The organism is Idiomarina sp. A28L (assembly GCF_000218785.1).
Taxonomy (GTDB): Bacteria; Pseudomonadota; Gammaproteobacteria; order Enterobacterales; family Alteromonadaceae; genus Aliidiomarina.
Window position 1 is genome coordinate 252,806 of record NZ_AFPO01000011.1, and the last position, 23,335, is coordinate 276,140.

25 protein-coding genes are annotated in these 23,335 nt (G+C 43.7%); 16 read left to right on the top strand and 9 right to left on the bottom strand.

All coding sequences use genetic code 11. The features are described 5' to 3' along the window. Positions 1-52: 52 nt before the first annotated feature. Positions 53-2,059 carry an AAA family ATPase gene (locus A28LD_RS04265; protein ID WP_007419832.1) on the bottom strand — a complete coding sequence of 669 codons (2,007 nt, stop codon included), beginning with the start codon at positions 2,057-2,059 and terminating at the stop codon, positions 53-55. A 130-nt stretch (positions 2,060-2,189) separates the two neighbouring features. Between A28LD_RS04265 and A28LD_RS04270 the strand changes: the two genes are divergently transcribed. After that, complete coding sequence (locus A28LD_RS04270) at positions 2,190-3,002, top strand: MipA/OmpV family protein (RefSeq protein WP_007419833.1); 813 nt, start codon at positions 2,190-2,192, stop codon at positions 3,000-3,002. 108 nt (positions 3,003-3,110) lie between these two features. Here A28LD_RS04270 and A28LD_RS11875 read toward each other — a convergent pair whose 3' ends face one another. Then, the gene (locus tag A28LD_RS11875) at positions 3,111-3,629 is read right to left on the bottom strand and encodes a hypothetical protein (protein ID WP_007419834.1); all 519 of its coding nucleotides are present in this window, start codon (positions 3,627-3,629) and stop codon (positions 3,111-3,113) included. 338 nt (positions 3,630-3,967) lie between these two features. Here A28LD_RS11875 and A28LD_RS04280 point away from each other — a divergent pair, with 338 nt between their 5' ends. Continuing rightward, the gene (locus tag A28LD_RS04280) at positions 3,968-4,528 is read left to right on the top strand and encodes a hypothetical protein (RefSeq protein ID WP_007419836.1); all 561 of its coding nucleotides are present in this window, start codon (positions 3,968-3,970) and stop codon (positions 4,526-4,528) included. Between the two features lie 98 nt (positions 4,529-4,626). Here A28LD_RS04280 and A28LD_RS04285 read toward each other — a convergent pair whose 3' ends face one another. From A28LD_RS04285 to A28LD_RS04305, 5 genes are all read right to left on the bottom strand, one after another. Then, positions 4,627-5,553 (bottom strand): SPFH domain-containing protein, encoded by a 927-nt coding sequence (locus A28LD_RS04285; protein ID WP_007419837.1) that lies wholly within the window; start codon positions 5,551-5,553, stop codon positions 4,627-4,629. 17 nt (positions 5,554-5,570) lie between these two features. Continuing rightward, the gene (locus A28LD_RS04290; protein ID WP_007419838.1) at positions 5,571-6,035 is read right to left on the bottom strand and encodes an NfeD family protein; all 465 of its coding nucleotides are present in this window, start codon (positions 6,033-6,035) and stop codon (positions 5,571-5,573) included. A gap of 72 nt (positions 6,036-6,107) precedes the next feature. Next, positions 6,108-7,004 carry a MaoC/PaaZ C-terminal domain-containing protein gene (locus A28LD_RS04295; protein ID WP_050795135.1) on the bottom strand — a complete coding sequence of 299 codons (897 nt, stop codon included), beginning with the start codon at positions 7,002-7,004 and terminating at the stop codon, positions 6,108-6,110. Positions 7,005-7,145: 141 nt separating this feature from the next. Then, the gene (locus tag A28LD_RS04300) at positions 7,146-8,036 is read right to left on the bottom strand and encodes a substrate-binding periplasmic protein (RefSeq protein ID WP_007419840.1); all 891 of its coding nucleotides are present in this window, start codon (positions 8,034-8,036) and stop codon (positions 7,146-7,148) included. A gap of 3 nt (positions 8,037-8,039) precedes the next feature. After that, complete coding sequence (locus tag A28LD_RS04305) at positions 8,040-8,555, bottom strand: hypothetical protein (protein WP_007419841.1); 516 nt, start codon at positions 8,553-8,555, stop codon at positions 8,040-8,042. A 209-nt stretch (positions 8,556-8,764) separates the two neighbouring features. Between A28LD_RS04305 and ccoN the strand changes: the two genes are divergently transcribed. The 11 genes from ccoN to ttcA all read left to right on the top strand — a co-directional run bounded on the left by ccoN (position 8,765) and on the right by ttcA (position 18,722). After that, positions 8,765-10,201: a cytochrome-c oxidase, cbb3-type subunit I gene (gene ccoN / locus A28LD_RS04310; RefSeq protein WP_007419842.1), complete on the top strand. Its 1,437-nt coding sequence runs from the start codon at positions 8,765-8,767 to the stop codon at positions 10,199-10,201. A 13-nt stretch (positions 10,202-10,214) separates the two neighbouring features. Then, positions 10,215-10,823 carry a cytochrome-c oxidase, cbb3-type subunit II gene (gene ccoO, locus A28LD_RS04315; protein ID WP_007419843.1) on the top strand — a complete coding sequence of 203 codons (609 nt, stop codon included), beginning with the start codon at positions 10,215-10,217 and terminating at the stop codon, positions 10,821-10,823. A 2-nt stretch (positions 10,824-10,825) separates the two neighbouring features. Next, positions 10,826-11,005, top strand: coding sequence for a cbb3-type cytochrome oxidase subunit 3 (locus A28LD_RS04320; protein WP_007419844.1), 180 nt, complete (start codon positions 10,826-10,828; stop codon positions 11,003-11,005). After that, a complete protein-coding gene (gene ccoP / locus A28LD_RS04325) occupies positions 10,998-11,951 on the top strand; it encodes a cytochrome-c oxidase, cbb3-type subunit III (protein WP_007419845.1) in 954 nt (317 codons plus the stop codon). The genes A28LD_RS04320 and ccoP overlap by 8 nt, the downstream gene beginning before the upstream one ends. A 65-nt stretch (positions 11,952-12,016) precedes the next feature. Further along, the gene (locus tag A28LD_RS04330) at positions 12,017-12,529 is read left to right on the top strand and encodes a FixH family protein (protein WP_007419846.1); all 513 of its coding nucleotides are present in this window, start codon (positions 12,017-12,019) and stop codon (positions 12,527-12,529) included. 11 nt (positions 12,530-12,540) lie between these two features. Beyond that, positions 12,541-14,985, top strand: coding sequence for a heavy metal translocating P-type ATPase (locus tag A28LD_RS04335; protein WP_007419847.1), 2,445 nt, complete (start codon positions 12,541-12,543; stop codon positions 14,983-14,985). 12 nt (positions 14,986-14,997) lie between these two features. Continuing rightward, positions 14,998-15,186 (top strand): cbb3-type cytochrome oxidase assembly protein CcoS, encoded by a 189-nt coding sequence (gene ccoS / locus A28LD_RS04340; RefSeq protein WP_007419848.1) that lies wholly within the window; start codon positions 14,998-15,000, stop codon positions 15,184-15,186. Continuing rightward, the gene (locus tag A28LD_RS04345) at positions 15,176-15,823 is read left to right on the top strand and encodes a sulfite exporter TauE/SafE family protein (protein ID WP_007419849.1); all 648 of its coding nucleotides are present in this window, start codon (positions 15,176-15,178) and stop codon (positions 15,821-15,823) included. Before ccoS ends, A28LD_RS04345 begins: the two co-directional genes overlap by 11 nt. Positions 15,824-15,867: 44 nt before the next feature. Beyond that, positions 15,868-16,587 carry a fumarate/nitrate reduction transcriptional regulator Fnr gene (gene fnr, locus A28LD_RS04350; protein WP_007419850.1) on the top strand — a complete coding sequence of 240 codons (720 nt, stop codon included), beginning with the start codon at positions 15,868-15,870 and terminating at the stop codon, positions 16,585-16,587. Between the two features lie 74 nt (positions 16,588-16,661). After that, positions 16,662-17,588 carry a universal stress protein UspE gene (gene uspE, locus A28LD_RS04355; protein ID WP_007419851.1) on the top strand — a complete coding sequence of 309 codons (927 nt, stop codon included), beginning with the start codon at positions 16,662-16,664 and terminating at the stop codon, positions 17,586-17,588. A 135-nt stretch (positions 17,589-17,723) separates the two neighbouring features. Continuing rightward, complete coding sequence (gene ttcA, locus A28LD_RS04360) at positions 17,724-18,722, top strand: tRNA 2-thiocytidine(32) synthetase TtcA (protein WP_007419852.1); 999 nt, start codon at positions 17,724-17,726, stop codon at positions 18,720-18,722. 57 nt (positions 18,723-18,779) lie between these two features. Here ttcA and A28LD_RS04365 read toward each other — a convergent pair whose 3' ends face one another. Both A28LD_RS04365 and A28LD_RS04370 read right to left on the bottom strand, forming a co-directional pair. Further along, positions 18,780-19,670, bottom strand: a complete 891-nt coding sequence (locus tag A28LD_RS04365) for a glucosaminidase domain-containing protein (protein ID WP_007419853.1) — start codon at positions 19,668-19,670, stop codon at positions 18,780-18,782. Between the two features lie 175 nt (positions 19,671-19,845). Continuing rightward, positions 19,846-20,697, bottom strand: coding sequence for a hypothetical protein (locus A28LD_RS04370; protein ID WP_007419854.1), 852 nt, complete (start codon positions 20,695-20,697; stop codon positions 19,846-19,848). Between the two features lie 133 nt (positions 20,698-20,830). Here A28LD_RS04370 and A28LD_RS04375 point away from each other — a divergent pair, with 133 nt between their 5' ends. The 3 genes from A28LD_RS04375 (at position 20,831) to hflD (ending at position 23,323) form a co-directional block, all read left to right on the top strand. Next, complete coding sequence (locus A28LD_RS04375) at positions 20,831-21,430, top strand: pseudouridine synthase (RefSeq protein ID WP_007419855.1); 600 nt, start codon at positions 20,831-20,833, stop codon at positions 21,428-21,430. Positions 21,431-21,506: 76 nt separating this feature from the next. Then, entirely contained in the window at positions 21,507-22,679 is a 1,173-nt protein-coding gene (gene mnmA, locus A28LD_RS04380; protein WP_007419856.1) for a tRNA 2-thiouridine(34) synthase MnmA, read from the top strand. Continuing rightward, positions 22,676-23,323 (top strand): high frequency lysogenization protein HflD, encoded by a 648-nt coding sequence (gene hflD, locus A28LD_RS04385; protein WP_007419857.1) that lies wholly within the window; start codon positions 22,676-22,678, stop codon positions 23,321-23,323. The genes mnmA and hflD overlap by 4 nt, the downstream gene beginning before the upstream one ends. Positions 23,324-23,335: the final 12 nt, after the last annotated feature.

Below are 23,335 nucleotides of genomic sequence, written 5' to 3' on the forward strand. Positions count from 1 at the left end.
GGTAGCTTAGCGAACAGTTGTACGCTAAACAAGTCCGAACAGTGGAAGTTAACTAATCTGCTTGTTCGGAGCGCTTAAATATTCGTTGCCACCACGATTCTATTGGCTGATGTTGAGAGGCAGTAACGGCTAGCAAGCGCTGATGAATACGCCCGAACAAACCCTCTTTATCAGTTGCTGTAGCCTCGCCGCATGGTGTATTCATTAACAGTTCAAATGCTTCAGTAATGTGGCTTACCGCATATACTGAAAATAAACCATCGGACACGGCTTGCCGTATTTCTTCGCTAAGATGTATGTTCACTACATTAGATTTAGGAACAATAACAGCGTGATGGCCCGTTAATCCTCTGCGTTTACAGATCTCAAAGTAACCCTGAATTTTTTGATTAATGCCGCCGATTGCTTGAACATTGCCGAATTGGTCAATTGCTCCAGTTACAGCGATTGATTGATCGATAGGCGTTTCACTTAACGCAGAAATCAGGCAGCAAAGCTCCGCAAGGGAAGCGCTATCACCATCAACCTCATGGTAAGATTGCTCAAACACTAGTGTTGCCGATAGCGGCATAGGGTCTTGCTTAGCAAATAAGTTGGCTAAATAAGCCGTTAAGATCATGATTCCTTTCGTGTGAATGTTTCCGCTCAGTTCAGCTTTGCGCTCAATATCAATAATATCGCCATCACCATAATGCACGGTGGCGGTTATGCGTGAGGGCTCACCAAATTCAACCCCACCCATTCCAACAACAGTAAGGCCGTTAATTTGGCCGTTAACAAAGCCTTCGGTATCGATCTGAACTTGCTGTTCAAGAATCGATTGCCAGTTAAGTTCGGCCAATAAGCGATCTCTATTTTCCGCTTCAAGTTGGGCTTGCAAAATATGTGTTTCCGAAATTTTCGGTTGCCCATCTAGAGATGCGAGAACTTCAGCTTCTTCAAGTAGTTGAATAAGTGCTACCGCATCGAGGCTAAGCTCGTATTGATGTTCAGTTGAGCGCGCCGAAATTTCAAGTAACGCGGCAAGTGCAGATCTATCAAGTGGCCGACAGCGCGCACGGTCTTGAACATAAGCTAAAAAGTTGAAGTAGGGCGCTGCACTTTTATTTTGTGTTGGGTAGAACGAACTAAACTCGGCAAAATAAGGAAACAGATTTGAGAACTCTGGATCGTAATCTTGTAATTGGCTATATAGTTCTCTACCGCCAGCTAGAATTACTTTTACATCTACTGGGATTGGGCTTGGCTCATAGTGAATGGCTGTTTGAGTAGTAGCTGGTTGTTCCCATTCATAAAGGCCCGTGCGAAGAATATGCTTTAACTGTTGCCATAACTCAGGTTGGTTTAACAGTTGTAAGGCATGTACTACTAAAGTTCCACCATTGGCTTTCAATAATGCGCCTGGGCGGATTAAATGAAGTTCAGCACTAATCGTGCCCTCAATACTTTGCAATCGAATATCACCGAACAAACTGGCTTGCGATACTCGATCACAATAATACCAAGGTTGTGGTTCGGTATGGGAAACAACAACGCTGGCTAACTCAGTGCCGGGAATATCATCGAATAACTTATCGGCAACTAATTCTAAGTAATGCCGAAACTCAACAGATGCGTACGTTTGCACTAGGCGTTCAAATGTTTCTTTACGTTCATTTGGAAGCTTTTCTAAGTACTCCCATAAGCCTATTAAGGCAGCTTCAGCGGTACCTGCAGGTAAGCTGATACAAATTGGCGCACGTTCGTCTTCGGGGTTCGCTAGGTACACCCAATCGCGCATTGCAGAGCTTGTCCAGCCTTGTTCTGCACACATGCGTTGCACAACATCATCTACGATTACACCCGGTGGTAGTGCCATGTAGATGTGCGATAGGGTGGAGCGAATTTGCTGCCCCCGCGCTACTGCAGTTACCGCGCGATCTTGGCCAATGAGTGGATTAGCTTTAATAGTATCAGTATCAGGATACTCATTAAGCCATTTATCCGTAGCGGCAATTAGTTGGGTAACTGGAAGTTTTAAATGTTTTGCAAACTCGCGCGGAGCGCTTTCTTCTGTCATGGCTAAGTGGCACACTAAGTTAAAATAAATAATGGCTAATCATACGTGATCATGCGGCCTCGGTGAAGCGCTCTTGCGTATGTTATGTCAGTGTCCAATTATGAAGAGCTTGATACAGGGATTATCCGATATGAACTTAAGCAAAGGGAATAACTCGGCAGTAAGAACTAGTGCAGTATTACTGTTCTGCGCCTCTGCGTTGCTGATATCGCCAGCAAATGCTGATGAACCCGAATACGAGCAAGCAGGGGGGCCACCGTTAGGTTTTAGCGCTGGGCTGGGTATGATTACCTCTAATCCAAGCTATGTAGGCATGAATGCTGATGTTCTAGTTGTTCCTTTTGTGGGTTATGAAGGTGAAAAATACTATTTTCGAGGGCTAAGTTTTGGCAGGCATATTATCAGAAACAGGCAGCATCAATTTTCAGCTATTCTTGCCATCGAACCTTTTCGCTTTAAGCCGGAAGAATCTCGAAATGAGCAAATTCAACAATTAAATCGGCGCAAGTTTAGCTTAGGTGCAGGGTTAAATTATCGCTACAACAGCGTTTACGGAAGCATTACCAGTTCGTTTAACACAGATATATCGGGCCGTCATAATGGCCAACGATTGCGAGTACGCTATAGTTTACCGTTGAATCGACCCGGGCAAGTTTGGCAATTATCACCGGAGATAGGCTTTAATATCGTAAGTAAGGATTATGTTCGCTATTATTTCGGTGTAGATGCTGTTGAAGCTCAGCGCTCAGGATTACAAGAATACCGAGGGAATCATGCGATAAGTCCGGAAATCGGTATTGGTGGCTACTACATGTTTACGGAAAATCTGAGCGTTAACGGTAATCTCAGCTTTAGCCGCAGCGATAGTGCTATAGCCAATAGCCCAATGGTTAGTAGCCGCAGTGCTCGGAGCATTATTTTTGTGTTGAGTTACCGGTTTTAATGTTGGATTAATCTTCCAACTCAAACAAGTGTTACAAAAAAGGCCTGCACATTAAAAGTGCAGGCCTTTATCATTATTTTAACCTAATTCTGGTTGCTTGTTAGTGAACTAGAATTTGTACTGAACACCGATACGCAGTTCGTTATCCCAACCACGATTGTTCAAGCTGTAGCTACCAGCGAGGTTAAGTTGATTGCTTAGCGCGTAAGTTAAGCCACTGCGGAAGCGGAAAAAGCCATCAGCAGCAGTATCATGCATTAACTCAAACGTTGAATTAAGTCCTTGGTCGATTTCCAAGCTAACGCCTGCACCGAAGTAAACACCTGAATCAAAAGAATAGTCAGAGTAACCAGCAGTTATGAACATTGGTGCGCGGCCAAGTGCTAAATCGGTGAGGTATTTACCACCAACACGTAAAATAGTGTCGTAGGTATCGCCAATCTCAGCATTAAGCACTAAACGCTCCGCAACATGCGTTGAGCCTTCAAGATAGAAACCGCCGTCACCGAAATCATAGAAACCACCGCCAACGTAATTCCATTCAGATGCCGCTGCGTTTGCAGTAATAGCCATTGAACCGCTAGCTGCGGCAATCACTAACAAATGCTTAAGTGATTTCATTTTCATAATTGTATTCCTTGAGTGGTTGAAAATCGTAAAATAGAATAGTGAAAGCTTGCTGCCTTTACAATTAGAGAAGAGTAAAGAGCAAGTAAAGCCCCATGAATAAAGGATATAATGACTCAATGGTGCATCTAACACCGGTTTACTATCGCATAATATTACTTCGCATAATGTATATTATGTTAAATAGGAAAAATAAAGACGTTAAACTGATTTGTAAATACCATCTCGATTACCCCTATCCTCCACAGTTTGCTACATTAGTACCTGTTAAGCGCTTCTTATGATTCACTTTAATAGTTAATCAGTGCAAGCGCCCCCACTTATAAGAGGAAAACAAGATGAGTTTAACTGCTGCTATATTAATGATGGGTACTGTATCGATTCCCACCCATGATGCGTTCTTCGATAATATTCGCCAATACTGCGGTAAGGCATTTGTCGGTCAGGTTGTTGAAGATAACTTTAAAGGTGTTGAAAATTTTAAGGATAACCGACTGGTCATGCACGTTCGCGAATGCAGTGAAAATGAAATCCGTATTCCTTTTCATATAGGTGATAACCATAGCCGCACTTGGATACTTACAAAAACAGGCTCAGGTATTACTTTAAAGCATGATCATAGGCAGCCTGATGGTTCTGATGATGACGGCACCATGTATGGCGGCCAAACTGTTGATGCTGGCTGGGCTAACGCGCAATCATTTCCTGCCGACCAATACTCAAAAGAGGATTTCATTCGCCGGCAAATTCCACAATCTATATGGAATACGTGGCACATGTATATCTACCCAGATAACTTCTTTAGTTACCGTTTAACCCGAGAAGGCCGAGAGCTGCGGGTTGATTTTGATCTTACCAACCCGGTAGAGCTACCACCTACTCCATGGGGTTATGAATAATCGTATTGGTTCTTCACAGGTATTCAAAAAGCGAATCAAATAGCTATAAAAAAACGCGCCAAGCTTGAGCTTAGGCGCGTTTTTTATGGAAATATAACTTACTTAGTTTGTTTTAGTACTTCGGTTAAACCAGCAACTGCGCCACCAATATTACTTAACTCTGCAGGTAGAATTAAGGTATTGGTTTCCTTGGCAAGCTTACCGAACTCTTTTACGTATTGCTCAGCTACACGTAAGTTAACCGCATCACGGCCACCCGGCTCGTTAATCGCGATAGCAATCTTATGTAAACCCTCTGCAGTAGCGATGGCAATAAGCTCGATTTCCCGCGCCCGGCCTTCAGCTTCGTTGATTTGCTTGAGTTTTTCACCCTCAGATAAATTGATAACTTCTTGCTTCTGGCCTTCAGAAACATTGATCATCGCCTGGCGTTCACCTTCAGATTTGGCAATAGCGGCTCTTCGTTCACGCTCTGCACGCATTTGCTGTTCTAACGCATCTTTAATTGAAGCAGGAAGTTCGATATCGGAAATCTCGTAACGCAATACTTTGATTCCCCAAGGAGAAGCAGCTTCATCTAGAGCTTTTACAACTTCTTCGTTTATTGCAGCACGCTCTTCAAACGTTTTATCAAGATCTGTTTGGCCGATCACTGAGCGCATCGTGGTTTGTGCTAGCTGCGAAGAAGCATAACGGTAATCGTTGATACCATAGCTTGCTTTGTAAGCATCAATCACTTGAATATAAAGCACACCGTTGATACCTACTTGAATGTTGTCTTTTGTTACACAAGCTTGCCGCTCAACGTCAATTACTTCTTCCTTAAGTGTTTGGATATAAGCAACTTTATCGATAAACGGAATCAGTAAGTGAAAACCAGAATCAAGTGTCCGATTGTATTTACCCAAGCGTTCGATAACGTAGTTTGAACGCTGCGGAACGATACGTGCTGTTTTCAAAATTATGATAATTACGGCTACAGCAAAACCGATAGAGAGAATGCTCCCGATGTTAATTTCTTCCATTCTAATATTCCTCAGTGTTAATTACTTTCTGTAATATTTACAGGTTCATTTTTGGTAACTGTAAGGTGAATGCCTTCGTTTTTTATTACGTAAGCGACATCCCCCTTCTTTAAATCGTCTTCTGATTGCGCATCCCACTGCACACCGTTAAGAACAACGCGCCCGGTACCTTGCTTAAAATCTTTGTGCACTATTACTCTTTCACCTAGGTCTTTGGTGAACACGGTGCCATGCTGATCTTTGTTTGCAATGTAGCCATTGAACCACTGCTTTAATTTACCGCGTGCGGTAAAGAGCATAATTAAACTTACCACGCCGAACACCATATATTGTGCCGAAGTGCTCTCAATGATTCCGAAAGTTAAAAGCACTCCGGTTACAATCGCGCCAATCCCTAAGAACACCGCTAAAACGCTCGTAGCAAGCAGTTCGGTGATAATAAGAACAATACCTATAATAATCCAAATAACAGCAGTACTCATTATGGTTTCCTGTAAGCTTCTGTTTTATATGTTGATAGCGCTTATTAAAGAATACTTTAAATCACACCATCATTAATTAAAGTTAAATGACTCAGAGTTTGCATAGGCACCATCAAGGTAAACTTTTTTCCCAATTGCATCAGTAACCATTAATGTGCCCTGCTGTATGGTTTCTGTTTTAATTTCTGCATGTTGATAATGCAGCGCAGCATCGGCCGGCAATATCAGAGGCCGGCGAAAAGCAATATCCATAGCCACGATTGGCAACCCAAACTCGCTCTCTAAATCTGATTGGGCATGCGCAACTGAATACATCCCATGGATAATAGGCCGAGCAAATCCAAACCAGCGAGAAAGCCATGGATGCAAATGAATTGGGTTATAGTCGCCAGACAAATGTGCGTAAGTACGGCCCAAATCACTCCCTAATTGCCATAATCCGGGGCTTTTAAAAGCCTTCAGATCAGGTGCGGGGGCTTCTCTGCGGCGCCCAGCGGTGGGTGGTTCTCCCCCGCCGACCTGGTAAGTGCTCAGGCATTCCGCTACCAAAACACCATCTTGGAAGAAATCTACTTTATAGATTGGCCGAACCCGTTTTCTTGTAGCGGCTCGCTCGGGCATCTCTATGTTAACTTCGATAATAAAGCCTTGGTTCATATTTGGCGGATTATGGTACGCCATTGCGTTGGCAACATGAACCATGCCTAGAATTGGCCACGGGAACTCAGGGTCAAGCATGGCTGCAAGATGAGCGCGTTGCGCTAACAAGTAAAAATATGTCAGGGGAACTTCACTTTTCAGGCCTGGGAAGGCTTGTTTATATTTTTTTAGATGATCACCAGCAATTGAATCTACCTGAAACGTGAAATGAAGATTATTAGGGCTCACCGAGCCTCTTCTGCGAATCATCGTTGGCACAGCACGCACTAACATAAATGGTAATGCTGGTAATTCCCTTTCTTTTGACATCGAAACTTGCTTTAGCGATGACATATATAACAGCTCCAAAAGCGCCTAAATCAAATTCATAATAGCAAAAGTGCATAACTGCGGTGTAACTATTTCGTTAACAAAGATTTCAAGCCCTTAACAATTGTTCACTGAGATGGCTTAGTTATTGGTTCGCGCGGCTTCTAAGGTAGCGGTTAACGCTTTACCTAAATGGGTTTCCATAATATCGCGATAGGCTTGCGAGTTCCGGTAACCCCCTTCAGCCGCAAAAAAAGCTGTAAGCATGGTTGCCCAATCATTATTATGCGGCATGATAATACCGAACGTTTCACCGAAATCATCGGCAATAGCGTGGTGCATTAAAGAGATACCACTATCAACTGCACGCCAGTAGTTGTAAGCATCAATATAGCTGTAATAACCCTCACTAGCCACAGCATTGATGATTTCTGGATTGCTCGTAGCTTGGGCAATGGGAAGTGATGGTTGAAAGCGATCTCGCAGTTCGGTAACTCGAACTTCATGCAGCGTGCCAGAAAATGCCATAGGCTTTAAATCGGCAAAGTTGCGGGCAATATCATCCCAACCTTCCAATTCGGTAACCTCGTTATTGGTAATCAGTACAGCAACGTTGTTGAGATATGCTGGCGAAAATTGTAGCTCCTCTTTCCTTGCTTCAGTAATCGTAACGTTGCCTAAGCCAAACACACCACCATCTGCAGAAACAATACGCTGATAGAATGTTTGCCAATTTGTTTCCGCAACAAATTCTAGCTCAACGTTAACCGCATGATAGCGTTCAAACCAACGAACGAAATCGCGCATAATTTCCACCGTAACACCGGTAAGCTCATTATTTTCATCGTGGTAAGCAAAACCATCAGCCTCAACATAGAGAACACGAAGGCTGGCGGCTCCAGAGCTCTTAGCTTCTGTATAAGAGGTTCCCGAATCGTTGCCGCCGCTAGGTGAACAAGCGCTTAAGAATATGGCTGTGAACACAACCAATGCTGCGAATGGGCTTTTTCGTGAGCTGATACTATTCATCATTAACTACCATGTTGATTGAAAAGAAATATGCACTTTCTCTGTGCCTCTGGGTTCATTCTCATGAGCTATCGTTATTTCAAGCTGCCAGATCATTTTCGGGTCTGTACAGGCACCCAAAAGAATATCAGCCTGCCATAGATTCCTACCAATTGATTCCCAAATAACCGGAATTCTACCCATATACATACTTAAGCCTGTGATCTCACTGCCTACAATAAACGTTTCTGATGGTGTACGTAAATGCATTGATATGGGTTGTTCAACTGGCATTAACGGATCTGAGCTCCGCAGCTCAACATCGCCAAGTGAAGATGAAAAGCTACAATTGCTATCAACGATAGTTGAAGGCGTGTTGAAATCCTCATCAAATTGATGCAATGCGCACAGCTGAATGGCCGCATTAATATTTTTTTTATCATTACAGCCAGTAATAAGAAAAAGCAAAATTACAACAATCGCGGCGGTTTTGTAACCGTTTTGCGAGAAAACGCTACAATTTGGCAAGCTCTTTAATAACATTTGCTAAGGCTCCAAATTATTAACCAAAAAATATTGTTTATCTAACCGGAAATACTTTGATCTCGGTCATGTTCTGAAGGCTCGTTTACACTGTATTTCCATATGTAAAAGCCGTACAATTATCCAGGTTTCGGGATTACTTGAACCGCGAATTTTGTGGCGTAAGTATCTCAATCTCTGTTCTGTAAACTACAGCGGATTTTAAAATAATGAGTACAACTTCAAATCAACCTGTCGACTATAACCTAAAGGTGGTTAAGCAGTTTACTGTAATGACCATTATTTGGGGTATTATCGGGATGGCCGTTGGTGTTTTGATTGCAGCCCAGCTTGTGTGGCCAGCGCTCAACTTCGATACTCCATGGTTAACCTACTCTCGTCTCCGCCCATTGCACACCAATGCAGTGATATTCGCGTTTGGCACCAGCGCCCTTTTCGCTACTGGTTATTATGTAGTGCAAAAAACCTGTCAAGTTCGATTGTTTTCTGATCGGCTTGCTGCGTTTACGTTTTGGGGTTGGCAAGCAGTTATAGTCGGTGCGGTAATCACTTTGCCAATGGGTATTACCACCAGTAAAGAATATGCTGAATTAGAATGGCCACTTTCAATTTTGATTGCCATCGTTTGGATAGCATTCATTATTGTGTTTTTCGGTACGCTGGCCATCCGCAGAACTTCGCATATTTATGTTGCTAACTGGTTCTATGGTGCCTTTATAATCGCTGTTGCCATGCTGCACATCGGCAACAATCTAGCGATTCCAGTTTCCTTTACCAAATCATATTCGATATATGCAGGTGCTGTAGATGCCATGATGCAGTGGTGGTATGGCCATAATGCCGTAGGTTTCCTACTTACCGCTGGCTTCTTGGGTATGATGTATTACTTTGTACCCAAGCAGGCAGAGCGCCCGGTTTATTCATATCGTTTGTCGATTGTGCACTTTTGGACGTTGATCACCATTTATATTTGGGCTGGTCCGCACCACTTGCACTACACCGCCCTACCAGATTGGGCGCAATCAGTTGGTATGGTGATGTCGGTTATTCTGTTCGTTCCTTCATGGGGTGGCATGATTAACGGTATCATGACCTTATCAGGCGCTTGGCATAAGCTGCGTACTGACCCGATTTTACGATTCTTAATTGTTTCGCTTTCTTTCTACGGTATGTCTACGTTTGAAGGGCCGATGATGGCAATCAAATCAGTGAATGCACTTTCGCATTACACCGATTGGACGATTGGTCATGTGCACTCTGGTGCGCTCGGCTGGGTAGCCATGATTTCTATTGGTGCGATATATCACCTAATTCCCATTTTGTTCGATCGGGAACGCATGTACAGCGTGAAATTGATCAATACCCATTTCTGGTTACACACTATCGGCGTTGTTCTTTATATCGTAGCAATGTGGATCTCTGGTGTAACTCAGGGGCTTATGTGGCGCGCAGTAAACTCCGATGGCACGTTAACGTATAGTTTCGTTGAAAGCTTAGAAGCGTCATATCCGTTCTATTTTGTGCGCTTTGTAGGTGGCTTATTCGTAGTGGCTGGTATGTTAATCATGGGCTACAACGTTTTGAAAACTATTCGTACCAATAAACTTCGTAGTGGTGAGCCTTTGGCCGCTGCTGAACCGGCGTAAAGGAGGCTAATTCATGAGTAAGAATAAACATGAGAAAGTTGAGAAGCACGTCGGTTGGCTTGCAGTATTCGCAATTATTGCAATTTCAATTGGTGGCTTAGTAGAGATCACCCCACTACTGTTTCAAAAACAGGTGCAAGAGCCAGTTCGTGATCTTAAGCCTTACACTGCTCTGCAGTTGGAAGGTAGAGATATCTACATTCGCGAAGGTTGTGTTGGTTGCCATAGCCAAATGATTCGTCCGTTCCGGGCTGAAACAGAACGTTATGGCCACTATTCAGTAGCCGGTGAATCGGTATGGGAACATCCGTTCTTGTGGGGCTCAAAACGCACAGGCCCAGATTTGGCCCGTGTTGGAGAGCGCTACAGCGATGAGTGGCACTATGTTCATCTTATGAACCCGCGTGCAGTAGTACCAGAATCGAATATGCCAGGATATCCTTGGCTAGCTGAAAACACCCTAGATGGAAAACTTACCGCTCGTAAAATGCGCGCGTTCCAAACTTTAGGTGTGCCTTATAGTGATGAAGATATTGAGGGTGCACAAGCAGCCGTTCAAGGAAAAACAGAGATGGAAGCATTAATTGCCTATCTGCAATCCTTGGGCACGGCACTGAGGTAGTTATGGGTGCAGGATTTCAAGCGTTTCACACAGCCTTAGTGTTTGGCGTAATCATTGCGGTGATTGTGTGGGCATTTTGGCCGAAGAATAAAGAAAAATTTGACCGCCGTGCTGAATCTATCTTCGAAGAAGATAAAGATAAAGCTGAGCGCAAGAAACAGGAGTCAAACAAAGATGAGTAGCTTCTGGAGTTGGTGGATTATCGTTCTCACCCTAGGTACCCTAGTTGGCGTTGCCATAATACTTAGATGGAACATGAAAAACTTCACTGATGTTGAAGAAGGCGAAAGCATGGGCCATGAGTTCGATGGTATTATCGAGCTCAACAACCCTTTGCCAACATGGTGGACAGTGCTTTTCTGGCTTTGTTTAGCGTGGGGTCTTTTGTACCTCATCTTGTATCCAGGCTTAGGTAATTTTAAAGGCCTATTAGGATGGCAAAGCTCAAACCAGCACGTACTTTCTATTGAAGAATCTCGGCAAGCGGTTATCGATGCGCGTGAAGCTGGGCTAAACATCGAATACGATCGCGAGTTAGCCCGCGCAGATGAAGTGTATGGTCCTATTTTCCAACAATATGCATCAATGGAAATCGATGCGATTGCGGAAGATCGTGATGCTTTACGGATTGGTCAGCGTTTGTTCTTACAAAACTGTGCCCAATGCCATGGTTCCGATGCACGAGGCTCACTTGGCTTCCCGAATTTAACCGATGGTATATTTAGCTGGGGCGGAAGCTCAAGCCATGTGTATACCACGTTAATGGATGGCCGTAGAGCACAAATGCCAGCGTTCTTAGAGCAGCTTGGTGAGCAAGGAATTACCGAAGTTGCGGCCTATGTACTTAGCCTGAGTGGCCGTGCTGTAGACCGTGATTTAGCACGTGCAGGTGAACAGCAATTTGCGGTTTGCTCGGCTTGCCACGGTCAAGATGGTAAAGGTAACATCGCTTTAGGTTCGCCAGATTTAACCAATAACGTATGGCTATACGGCGGTTCACAGCGCGCTGTTGAAGAAACCCTTCGTTATGGCCGCAATGGCGTTATGCCAGCATGGGGTGAAATCTTAGGCGAAGATAAAGTAAAAATATTGTCTGGATATGTTCTTAGCCTTTCGGCTGAAGATTGATAGATATCATATACTAGGCAAGGAAGCCCCGTTCTACGGGGCTTTTTGTTAATTGGAGTAACACAATGCAGTTAAAAAACGGGCAAACTGTTCCTTGGTATAAGGTTAGTTGGGTTTGGTACATTATTTTCATGAAATTTGCCGTTATTACGGCATGTATCGTGACCGCCATTTTAATTGTAAAAAACCCAATTTCTATGGTGAACGACGATTATTACAGTGAAGGCCGTACGATAAACTTAGAACTAAAACGAGTTGCTGAAGCTGAATCACGCAATTTATCATTTTACATGGATATCAGTGGAACTGATCTTAACTTGCGCTTCCGCTCGGGTGAACCAGACGATCAAAGCTCCTTACTGGTAACTTTTTACCACCCTACTACTCACAATTATGATTTTAGTTTGCGTATGCCGCGTTCAGGTGATGATACATATCGTCAGCAATTACCAAGAGAAATCAAAGGCCACTGGCGCGTTGATATCGAGCCTTTTGATAAAGCTTGGCGAGTAAGCCAAAATATACATTTACCAGCCGCTCAAACTATCACTCTGCTACCTGAAAATTACGGTATATGAGGGCCTAAGAAGTGAGCCAAGCAAACTCAACATTAGATACAACTCTAAGAGACTCGGCAGAAAGAAATGAAAGCTATTGTTATCATTGCCAACAGCCTGTGCCTGCAGGCTTTTCTCTTCATGTTGAAGTTCTTGGCCACAGCCGCTCTATGTGTTGTTATGGATGCCACTCGGTTGCTAGCACTATTGTTGAACAGGGTTTAACTCACTTCTATAAGTATCGAGAAACTAAGCCTGGCGAGTTGCCACTGATTCCAGAAGAGCTCGCTAACCTTGAAGATGATCTTGTTCGTTATGACGATCCCGATATTCAGCGCGAATTTGTTTCCGCGAATGAGCAAATTCAAACAGCAACACTAGCGATTGAAGGCATGACATGCGCCGCTTGCGCATGGTTAATTGAACGACAATTACATCACCTCGATGGTGTTCATAAAGTAGTTGTAAACTCATCTACAGAACGTGTTCAGGTATCGTGGAGTGCAGAAAAGGCGCGTTTAAGCCAAGTGCTCAGGGCTATTCACCAAGTGGGTTATAAAGCCCTTCCCTTTCAACAAGCCGATTTAGAAGCAAGCTACGAAAAGAAACGCCGTGGTTATATTCGCCGTTTAGGTGTTGCCGGAATTGCCTCGATGCAAACTATGATGGTTGCTTTTGGGCTCTATTTTGATGATATAGATGATACAACTCGGCTTTATTTTTGGTGGGTTTCATTATTGTTTACCGCGCCAGTAATTGTGTATAGCTGCCAGCCCTTTTTTGCGAATGCCATCCGTGCATTGCGAGCGCGTACATTAAACATGGATGTACCGGTTGCGTTGGCAATGGCCGTTGCCTTTATTGCAAGTTTCTACGCCACAGTTACCGATACTGGCGATGTGTATTATGAGTGCGTAACCATGTTCGCATTCTTCTTATTAGCCGGCCGCTTTTTGGAAATGCAGGCTCGCCATAAAGCCGTGGCTAACGCCGCTAACCTCATGAAACTAATTCCTGCTATCGCAGAACGGCAAACTGCCAGTGGCTGGGAACAGGTAATGGTAAAGTATTTAGAAACTGGCGATACCATTCGAGTAAGGCCTGGTGATACGATTCCAGTGGATGGTGAGCTTTTAGATAATACGGCTTGGTGTGATGAATCATTATTAACCGGTGAAAGCCGGCCTGTCGCCAAAGCGCAATTTGAAACCTTGTATGCGGGCAGTATTAACCAAGATCATCCGATATCCCTGCGAATTGTAGCCACGCGCCAAGATACCCTGCTTGCCGGAATTATCGCTCTGCAAGATAGTGCACTGGAAGGTAAGCCGAAATTCGTGCGTTTCGCCGATATTGTTAGCCGCTATTTTGTGGCGGCTACATTAATTATTTCAACGTTAACCTTGGTTAGCTGGTATTTCATTGACCCAAGCAAAGCATTTTGGGTAACTTTAGCGGTATTAGTAGCGACCTGCCCCTGCGCCTTATCACTTGCGGCACCTACCGCAATGAGTGGCGCTATCAGCCGTTTGAACCGCTCGGGTATCTTAATGAAGCAATCTGCATTACTCGAGGCCTTACCTAAAATAGCCACGCTCTGTGTTGATAAAACAGGCACGCTTACCCAAGGTAAATTTAGTATTATTCAAAGCTATTACGATGCTGATCATTCCAAGCTAGAGCTAATGAAAGTAGCTAGTGGCTTAGAAAGTTATTCTGAGCATCCACTAGCGCGCCCTTTCCAACGCCTCGCCAAAGCGAATGATGTTAGCGATATTCGTAATACTTCGGGGGCCGGTATTGCTGGTATTTGTGATGGTGATGAATACCGAATTGGTAGCCTTGGCTTTGTTCAAGCCTGGCACCCTGAATATACTAGCAAATTGGTAGCCGCGAACGTATTTCTAGCGAATAAACAAGGTGTTTTAGCTGAGTGGCAAGTTGATGATGAAGTGCGCGATGACGCAAAAGAAACCCTAAATTGGTATCAAGCTCGAGGGGTTAATATCATTATGCTTACCGGTGATTCGCAGGTTCGTGCTCAAGCCCTTGCTGATAGTTTAGGCATCACCGATGTACGCGCTCAACTCAAACCCGAAGATAAGCTTGCGGCGGTAATCGAAATGCAGAAATTAGGCCCTGTGCTCATGGTTGGCGATGGCTTAAACGATGGCCCGGTTCTTGCTGCAGCTGATGGTTCGGTTACTTTTTCAAGCGGCTCAGATTTGGCAAAATCAAGTAGCGATGTGGTGATTCTAACTGGCAAACTAGCTGGTTTGCGGCGTTTGTATGAAACCGCCTTGTTGACCCGGAATGTTATTCGACAAAACTTTACGTGGGCGATTGGTTACAACCTTGTTATTCTCCCGCTCGCTGTTACCGGCCATGTTGGCCCTTTATGGGCTATGCTGGGTATGTCGATGAGTTCACTCATTGTGATGGCAAACTCACTGCGCCTAATGCGCAATGCACGCTGAATAGGAGTTTTAATGGAAATTCTTCATTTAATGGTTCCTATAGCAATTATTTTGGTAATTATTGCCATTGTGATCTTCTTTTGGGCTGTTCGAACCGGTCAGTTTGATGATCTTGAACGCCAAGGTTATAACATTCTCTTAGACGAAGACGACGAAAAGCCAGCTGCCAAGAAAGAAACTGATAAACCAGATGAACATTGATATTTTAGCTGCTCTACTTATGGGCCTAGCCGGCAGTGGCCACTGCTTGGCAATGTGCGGCGGCTTAGCCGCAGCTATGGGTTATCAACGCTCACCAATGCGTTTGTTTTGGTATAACTTAGGCCGTATTTTTAGCTATGCGATTGCCGGTTTTATTGTTGCAGCAGCGCTATTTTCAATCAGCAAGGTTCACGCTAACGGCCTAGTTTACCTGCGCATTTTGGCCGGCGTAATGATGATTCTGCTAGGTTTTTACCTTTTTCGATGGAATCGTGCCTTACTCTGGTTAGAAAAGGCTGGCGCTTATCTTTGGCGTTATATTCAGCCACTCACCCGTAAGTTACCCGCGGAAAAAACCTCAGGTTATGTGTTTATAGCTGGCATGTTGTGGGGTTGGCTTCCCTGTGGCCTCGTTTATAGTGCCCTTACATGGGCGGCACTTTCTGGCGATCCGTTAAGTGGTGCTGGTTTTATGCTTATATTTGGGCTTGGCACCTTCCCCGCAATGTTTCTTACTGGAGTGTTTAGCCAGAAATTAGCAGGCATATTACAATCTACTGGCTTCCGCTGGATTGCGGGTTTGCTATTAATCGGTTACGGTATAGCTACTTTACTGATTGCAGCAAAACAATTGTGATTGTTCTGTATTAGAAGGAACTAAATTCGCCATGGAGCACAAGTTTGAATAAGCATATTAATTGTCAGAACTGCAGCATTAGCCAGTTATGTTTACCTTTTACCCTCGATGAGAATTCATTATCTGAACTTGATTCCATGATTGAACGGAAGCGCCCCTATCAACGAGGCGATACCCTGTTTCGTGCTGGCCAACCATTACAATCGTTGTTTGCGGTGCGTTCTGGCAGCATCAAGGTTTACACTCTCGATAACAACGGTGATATGCAAATTACTGCGTTTCATTTACCCGGTGATTTAGTTGGGTTTGAAGCCATTGGCAGTGGCATACACCATGGCTACGCAGAAGCTATGGAAACCTCTATGGTATGTGAAATTCCGTTCTCTCATTTAGAAACGCTTAGCGGCCACGTTCCAGCATTACGCCGACAAATAATGCGCTTAATGAGTGATGAGATAACTACTGATAAACGTATGCTTACGTTGCTCAATACTCGAACTGCTGAACAACGCCTTGCAACTTTCCTTATCGACCTCTCAACTCGTTTCCAAACTCGCGGTTTATCCTCAAAAGAGTTTCGGTTAACTATGACCCGCGCAGAAATCGGTAATTACCTTGGTTTAACCGTTGAAACCGTTAGCCGGTTACTCGGCAAGTTTCAGAAATCTGGCTTTATCGCGGTTGATGGTCGTTTAATCACATTATTAGAACAAACCAATCTTTGTAATGTAGCGCTAATTTCAACTGAGTTAGGTAATGAATAAATCGAGTGCATTTTATTGCGCTTGAGCTACACTGAAATAGGCTAAATTGAAATTTAATTGAATGGAGAACGCCTATGTTCAAGCACCTTCTCGTAGTGCTAGATCCGGCACTTGATGAACAAAAAGCACTTACTCGGGCTTTGCATTTAGCTCGTTTACAGCCTGCACGCCTTACTTTATTTTTATCGATTTACGATTTTGCTTATGAAATGACAACTATGCTTTCAGGTGAAGAGCGTGAACAAATGCGGCAAAGCCTGATTGAAGATCGAAAAGTGTGGGTACAAGAACTACTAGAGGGTTTTGATGTTACCAAACACAATATTGAAATTTGTGTGCAATGGCATCATCGTCCATTCGAAGCCATTATTCGCAAAGCGATTGAAATTGATTGCGATTTAATTGTAAAAGGCACGCATAAGCACGATACGTTGCACAGCGTAATTTTCACCCCTACCGATTGGCATTTGCTACGTAAAGCACCAAGCCCTGTGCTTTTAGTGAAAGATCATGAATGGCCACAGCACGGGTCGGTGTTAGCTGCCGTGAACGCTGGTAGTGATAGTGAAGTTCATCAAATTTTGAATGAAAAGATTATTAAAGCCGCGGGATTCATAAGCATAAAACTCAACTCACATTTACATTTAGTTAACTGCTACCCCGGTGCACCAGCTGCTATAGCCGTTGAAATACCAGAGTTTGATGTTCACCAGTATCAAGCTAGCGTTCGTGAACACCATGAAGATGCACTGGCCGAAATCGCTCGCAAAGTTGAGGTTGATTTCACTGGTTTACATCTTCGCGAAGGCCTTCCAGACAATGAAATTCCGAAAGTAGCTCACGAGCTTGATGCAGCTTTGGTAGTGTTAGGAACGATTGGGCGCACAGGGATTACTGCTGCCCTGCTCGGCAACACAGCCGAACATGTTATTGAGCAATTAGATTGCGATCTCCTGGCCATAAAACCGGAAGGATTCCAATCTCCGTTAGCGAAGGATTAACCCAAAACAATTGTTGTAACTAACGCACAACGGTATACTGGCCGCCCGAAATTTCGAGCGGCTTTTTTATTTAAATATCTCTATAGCAGCGGCTTTTAGCGATTAAATTCGAAAATTTACGTTTAGGTAGTTTGTATGAGTATAAATTCTTCAAATACACAACCAAATCTTGCTGGTAATGAGGCGCTAGCCTTGCAGAAAAAGCAAAAATATAGCTTTAATAAACTAGAAAAGCGTATTCGGCGTGCGGCTGGGCAAGCGATCGAAGATTTTGGCATGATTGCCGATGGCGATCGCATTATGGTGTGCCTTTCTGGTGGCAAAGATAGTTATACCCTACTCTCAACCTTGCAGTATTTTCAAAAAGTAGCGCCTATTCGATTTGAATTGATCGCAGTGAATTTAGATCAAAAGCAGCCGGGCTTTCCAGAGCATGTGCTGCCTGAATATCTAGCATCACAAAATGTAGATTTCCGAATTATCGAAGAAGATACTTACTCTATAGTAAAAGATAAGATTCCAGAGGGGAAAACTACCTGCGCGCTGTGCTCCCGGTTGCGCAGAGGCATTCTCTACAATACTGCGAAATCTTTGGGTGCCACGAAGATAGCCTTAGGCCATCATCGCGATGATATCTTGGAAACCTTACTTCTAAACATGTTTCACGGTGGTTCGCTTAAATCAATGCCCCCAAAGTTGGTAAGTGATAATGGTGAACACGTTGTTATTCGGCCTTTGGCTTACGCACGTGAAAAAGATATCGAACAGTACTCAGGTTCAATGAATTATCCGATCATTCCCTGCAATCTCTGCGGTTCGCAAGAGAACCTACAGCGGAAAATGATAAAGGACATGTTGAAAGCGTGGGATAAGCAGTATCCTGGCCGCATTGAGAGCATGTTTAAAGCCTTAACTAACGTGGTGCCGAGCCATTTGGCAGATACAGCACTATTTGATTTCAAGAACTTAGAAGCAGATGGTGTGGCCAACATTGATGGTGATACGGCATTTGATCCGCCAACAATCGGCAATCCAAGCCAGTTCTCTTTTGCAGCTCAGTTTGCTAACGATGAGCTTGATCAAGATAAGCAAGTAACACTAACGCGGTCTGATATACATATACTGAGCCTATAAAAAAGCCCGCCGAGTTGTTTAACTGGGCGGGCTCTCATTTGTTAGTTGCTTTTTCTACTAGTTTGTAACCGAAGTTGCGGTTTGATTTGATTGTCCTCGCGCACCTAAAACATCTCCTCTAACCTCTTGAATAATTGGCAGGTTTACACGAATCATTTGGTTCAATTCAACAATGTAATCCTCTCCGCGTTCTGAGTAGGCCATTAACCCTTGAGTAAGCGGTTGAGCGGTTATCGGAGCATTTGCTCGCCGTAACTCAGCTCTAATCTGGCGGAGATCTTGATATGCATCATGAGTATTCAAGTTGCGTATGTAACTACGAACCGATTCAGTGGCGCTATTAAATTCACGAACTTCGTGATTTTGTCCTTCTCCCCGAGAGGCAGGAACCAAGCCACAACCTTCTGTCCAGCACCATTGTCCGAAAAAATTTCTGGCGTCGAGTGCGAAGCGCGATGTGCCCCAACCTGATTCGTTTGCTGCTTGAATTAAAACTAGCGTATCGGGAATAACATCAACACGGCGCAGTAGGATTTCAAACTTATCAGCTTCAGTGCGAGCTTCCACACGGTAATGGGTTGCAAGGTTATCAAGCCAACGTTGTTCACGAGCGTTGAGTGGCTCCCCTAACTCGTGTTTTTTCTGCAATCTAGTAACTTGTTCTCTTTTTTTCAGTATATGCGCGTTTTGCTCATTAATAGCAGGTAGTAAATAGCTAAAAAATTCTATTTTCCGAGTTTGTATATCTGAGATTGCCTTAAAATCTGGCACGTTGTGATTCTTTCTCGGGTTTGGCAGAACAACTGTAGGTAGGCTCGTTGAAACTTGTGTGCCAGTTGCCGTATCAAGGCTATCTTTATCTGTGCCTGACCAAAACAACAATATCAGCGCAACTATTACTACTAAGGCAATTGCGCCAATGGTTAATAGCTTCTTTCGATTTTGCATAACTCACCAATTGTAAGTAGATGATTTTGCTAACTAGTATAATAGAAACAAAACTCAAGGAGCGCTAGTTGCGCCCCATTCTGTATATTTTAATGAATTCAATGCCACGATTATAACACTTTACAGCTGCAAAGGCATTCTGGCTCGAATTTCTCGCCCTGCCTTAATTCAGCTATTAAGCATTAAAGCTCTGATTATCACCCTTATCGCTATCATTGCTGATATCGCGTTCTTCTCTTGAACTCACCGGCTTTACCGCAAAAATATCGCGGTAGAAAATAGCAATTGCATGGAAATAAGTGGGCGCAACCCAAGCTAAAACTAGATAGATAGCTGCAGCACCAGCGAACAAGGCAAGAACAAGGATAAGAGAATTCGTACTTGCCAAAACGCCAAGAATGATTACAGGAATAGCAATTAACATACTGACAATGAAAACCACGATGTTCAAAATTAAGAAGCTAACAAAACGTTTTAGCACCAAATTAAACGAAAGCATAACTGCATTTAATGGCGTTGCTTGCCCTGTTGCGGTAATAATAATGGCCAAGGAGAAAATAATTTGAAAAAAGAAAACCCAAATAAAGCCCAAGAAGTGTTCGAAGCCAACTAGAAAAGGCGCTTGCGAAATCACTGTTATAATTAAAGCAGTAGTAATAATTGCCCAAGGTTTAGTTAAAAAGGCAAAGGCTTGATTAATATTAGCTATATCGCCAATCACATTGCGCAGAGCCATTATTTGAATACCGGCCATAAGAGGCGACCAAATTAGGATATTAACCGCTAACGAAATAACCTCGAAAGCTTGGCCTTCTGTATCAATTGACAGAGCTTTGCTTAAAGCAAAAACTAAAAGCATTGCAACTATCAAAATGAACCCCGCCCACACAATGGCTCCAGCGATCGGCGTTCGCTTTTGTTTGGTTGTTTCGTAAGCTTCCTGTAATACTTTGTTGATGTCTATTTTTACTTTCGATTGAACGGCACTCTCGGTACTACCGCGAAACTCGTCGTTGTTATTATCCATGAAGCTTTTAATCCTATAATCATCTATTGAATTTTTTGATATTATCCGTTTTATGTACAAAAAAGCTAGTAAACGAGTGCAACCAAATGTTTCTCTTTACTATTTCTACTCTCTTCTCATTTGAGCACTTTCGATGGTCGCGAAACAAAAACCACAATTCAGCCGACAAACTTCTAGGCCCGCGCCCACGGTGCCTACTTTAGTGGCGTTTAACAAGCCCATGAATGTGCTTTGCCAATTCACTGGCGAAGCTAACGATACCACCCTATCGGCATTCATTGATATTCCAAATATATATCCTGCTGGGCGTTTAGATAAGGATAGTGAAGGGCTCTTATTGCTTACCGATGATGGCCAGCTACAAGCGCGCATTTCTTCACCAAAATTTAAACTAGCAAAAACTTATTACGTTCTGGTTGAAGGTATCCCAGATAAAAACGCTCTCGATGCGTTACGCAACGGTGTTGCGTTGAAAGATGGCAAAACCATGCCCGCTGAGGTTGAATTGGTAGGTGTACCAAATTGGTTGTGGCCACGAACGCCAGCCGTTCGCGTGCGCAAACACATTCAAGATTCCTGGATAAAGCTCACTATTTGTGAAGGCCGAAACCGCCAAGTTCGGCGAATGACAGCGCATGTTGGCCATCCTACTTTACGCCTTATTCGCTTTCAGATTGGCGATTATAACTTGAGCGATTTAGCACCTGGTAAGTATCGGAAAGTACCAGTTTAACTGGCTAAATATCGCAAAAAACGGTAGAATTCGCCGCCATAAATGAATTTATTACACAAAGGTAAATCCCTAATCCATGAGCACTCCTGTATCTGATCGCATCCTTGCGCAAATCACCGCTGAGCAAAAACAAGAAAATGCAAAAAATCGCGTTATTGTTGGCATGTCAGGTGGCGTTGATTCTTCAGTATCCGCTTACATCTTGCAGCAGCAAGGATATCAGGTTGAGGGGCTGTTCATGAAGAACTGGGAAGAAGATGATACCGATGAATATTGTTCTGCAGCTACTGATTTAGCCGATGCTGAACAAGTATGCGCCACTCTTGGTATGGAATTGCACACGGTAAACTTTGCTGCCGAGTATTGGGATAACGTATTTGAGCACTTTCTCGTAGAATATCGAGCTGGGCGCACACCTAATCCCGATATCATGTGCAATAAAGAAATTAAATTTAAAGCCTTTCTTGAATTTGCGGCAGAAGCGCTAGGTGCTGATTACATTGCTACTGGCCACTATTGCCGGCGTAGGTTTGACGGCATAAAATGGCAACTCATACGCGGGTTAGATGATAACAAAGACCAAAGTTACTTCTTATATACGCTTAGCTACGAGCACATTGCGCAAACACTTTTCCCCGTTGGCGATATTGAAAAACCAGATGTTCGAAAGATTGCCGAAGAGCAAGGGTTAGTAACGGCTGGAAAGAAAGATTCAACCGGAATCTGCTTTATCGGCGAGCGTAAATTCAAAGATTTCTTACAGCAGTATCTTCCTGCTCAGCCTGGCCCTATCGAGAGCGTAACAGGCTCAAAGCTTGGTACCCACGAAGGGTTGATGTACCACACTATAGGTCAACGTAAAGGTTTACACATAGGTGGCCTTGCAAATGCTGGCGATGAACCTTGGTATGTAGTGGATAAAGATGTAGCGAATAACACCTTAATTGTTGCCCAAGGCAAAGATCATCCCCGTATGTTTTCGAAAGGCTTGATTGCCGGCCAATTACATTGGCTTAACCGGGAAGAAATTTCGGCACCGTTTTCATGTGTGGTGAAAACTCGTTATCGGCAAGAAGATATTCCTTGCAGCGTTTCGCCTATTGGCGATGGCCAGCAAATCGAGGTGCTCTTTGATGCTGATGTTGCCGCTGTTACGCCGGGGCAATCAGCTGTATTCTACAGTAATGATATATGCCTTGGCGGCGGTATCATTGAACAACGAATTACTGATTTTGAGGTGGTTTTGTGAGCAACGTTATAGCGCTACGCACTGAATTAAACGAGTGGCATGAGCGTATGCTTGCGTTTGGCGGCTTATGTTTAGCAGCAGTGTGTGCACAGCAGCTAGCACGCCGCGGCGAAATTATTCCCAATGACCACACGGAAGTATTGATCGGTAGCTTACTCAACCTCGATCCTGCGAGTACTCTCGATGTTTACGGTGATCTTGAAAGCCTTAAACCCGCTCTCCGCCTTTTGCTTGGGCAGTTGAACGGCAAAGGTGCGAAAGATGTAGAGCAAACTCGTTATGTGGTGGGTATGTTAGCGCTGGAACGAAAATTGAATACGAATTCTGCTGCGCTGGCTAAGCTAGGTAGCAATTTAAAACAAATAAAACGCCAACGTGAAGATTTTGATTTTGAGAATAGTTTAATTGTTGAAAATCTGGGCAAACTATATATGGATGTTATTAGCCCACTCGGGCCGCGAATCCAAATTAGCGGCAAACCAGAGTTTTTGAAACAACCTGCTGTGCAATATCAAATCCGCACAATGTTGTTAGCCGGCATTCGTAGTGCGGTTTTATGGCGGCAACTGGGCGGTAAGCGCCGGCATATTATTCTTTCGCGCAGCAAGCTAGTGCGAGCAATTGAAGATCTATTACGCATGTAATTATCGCATAAA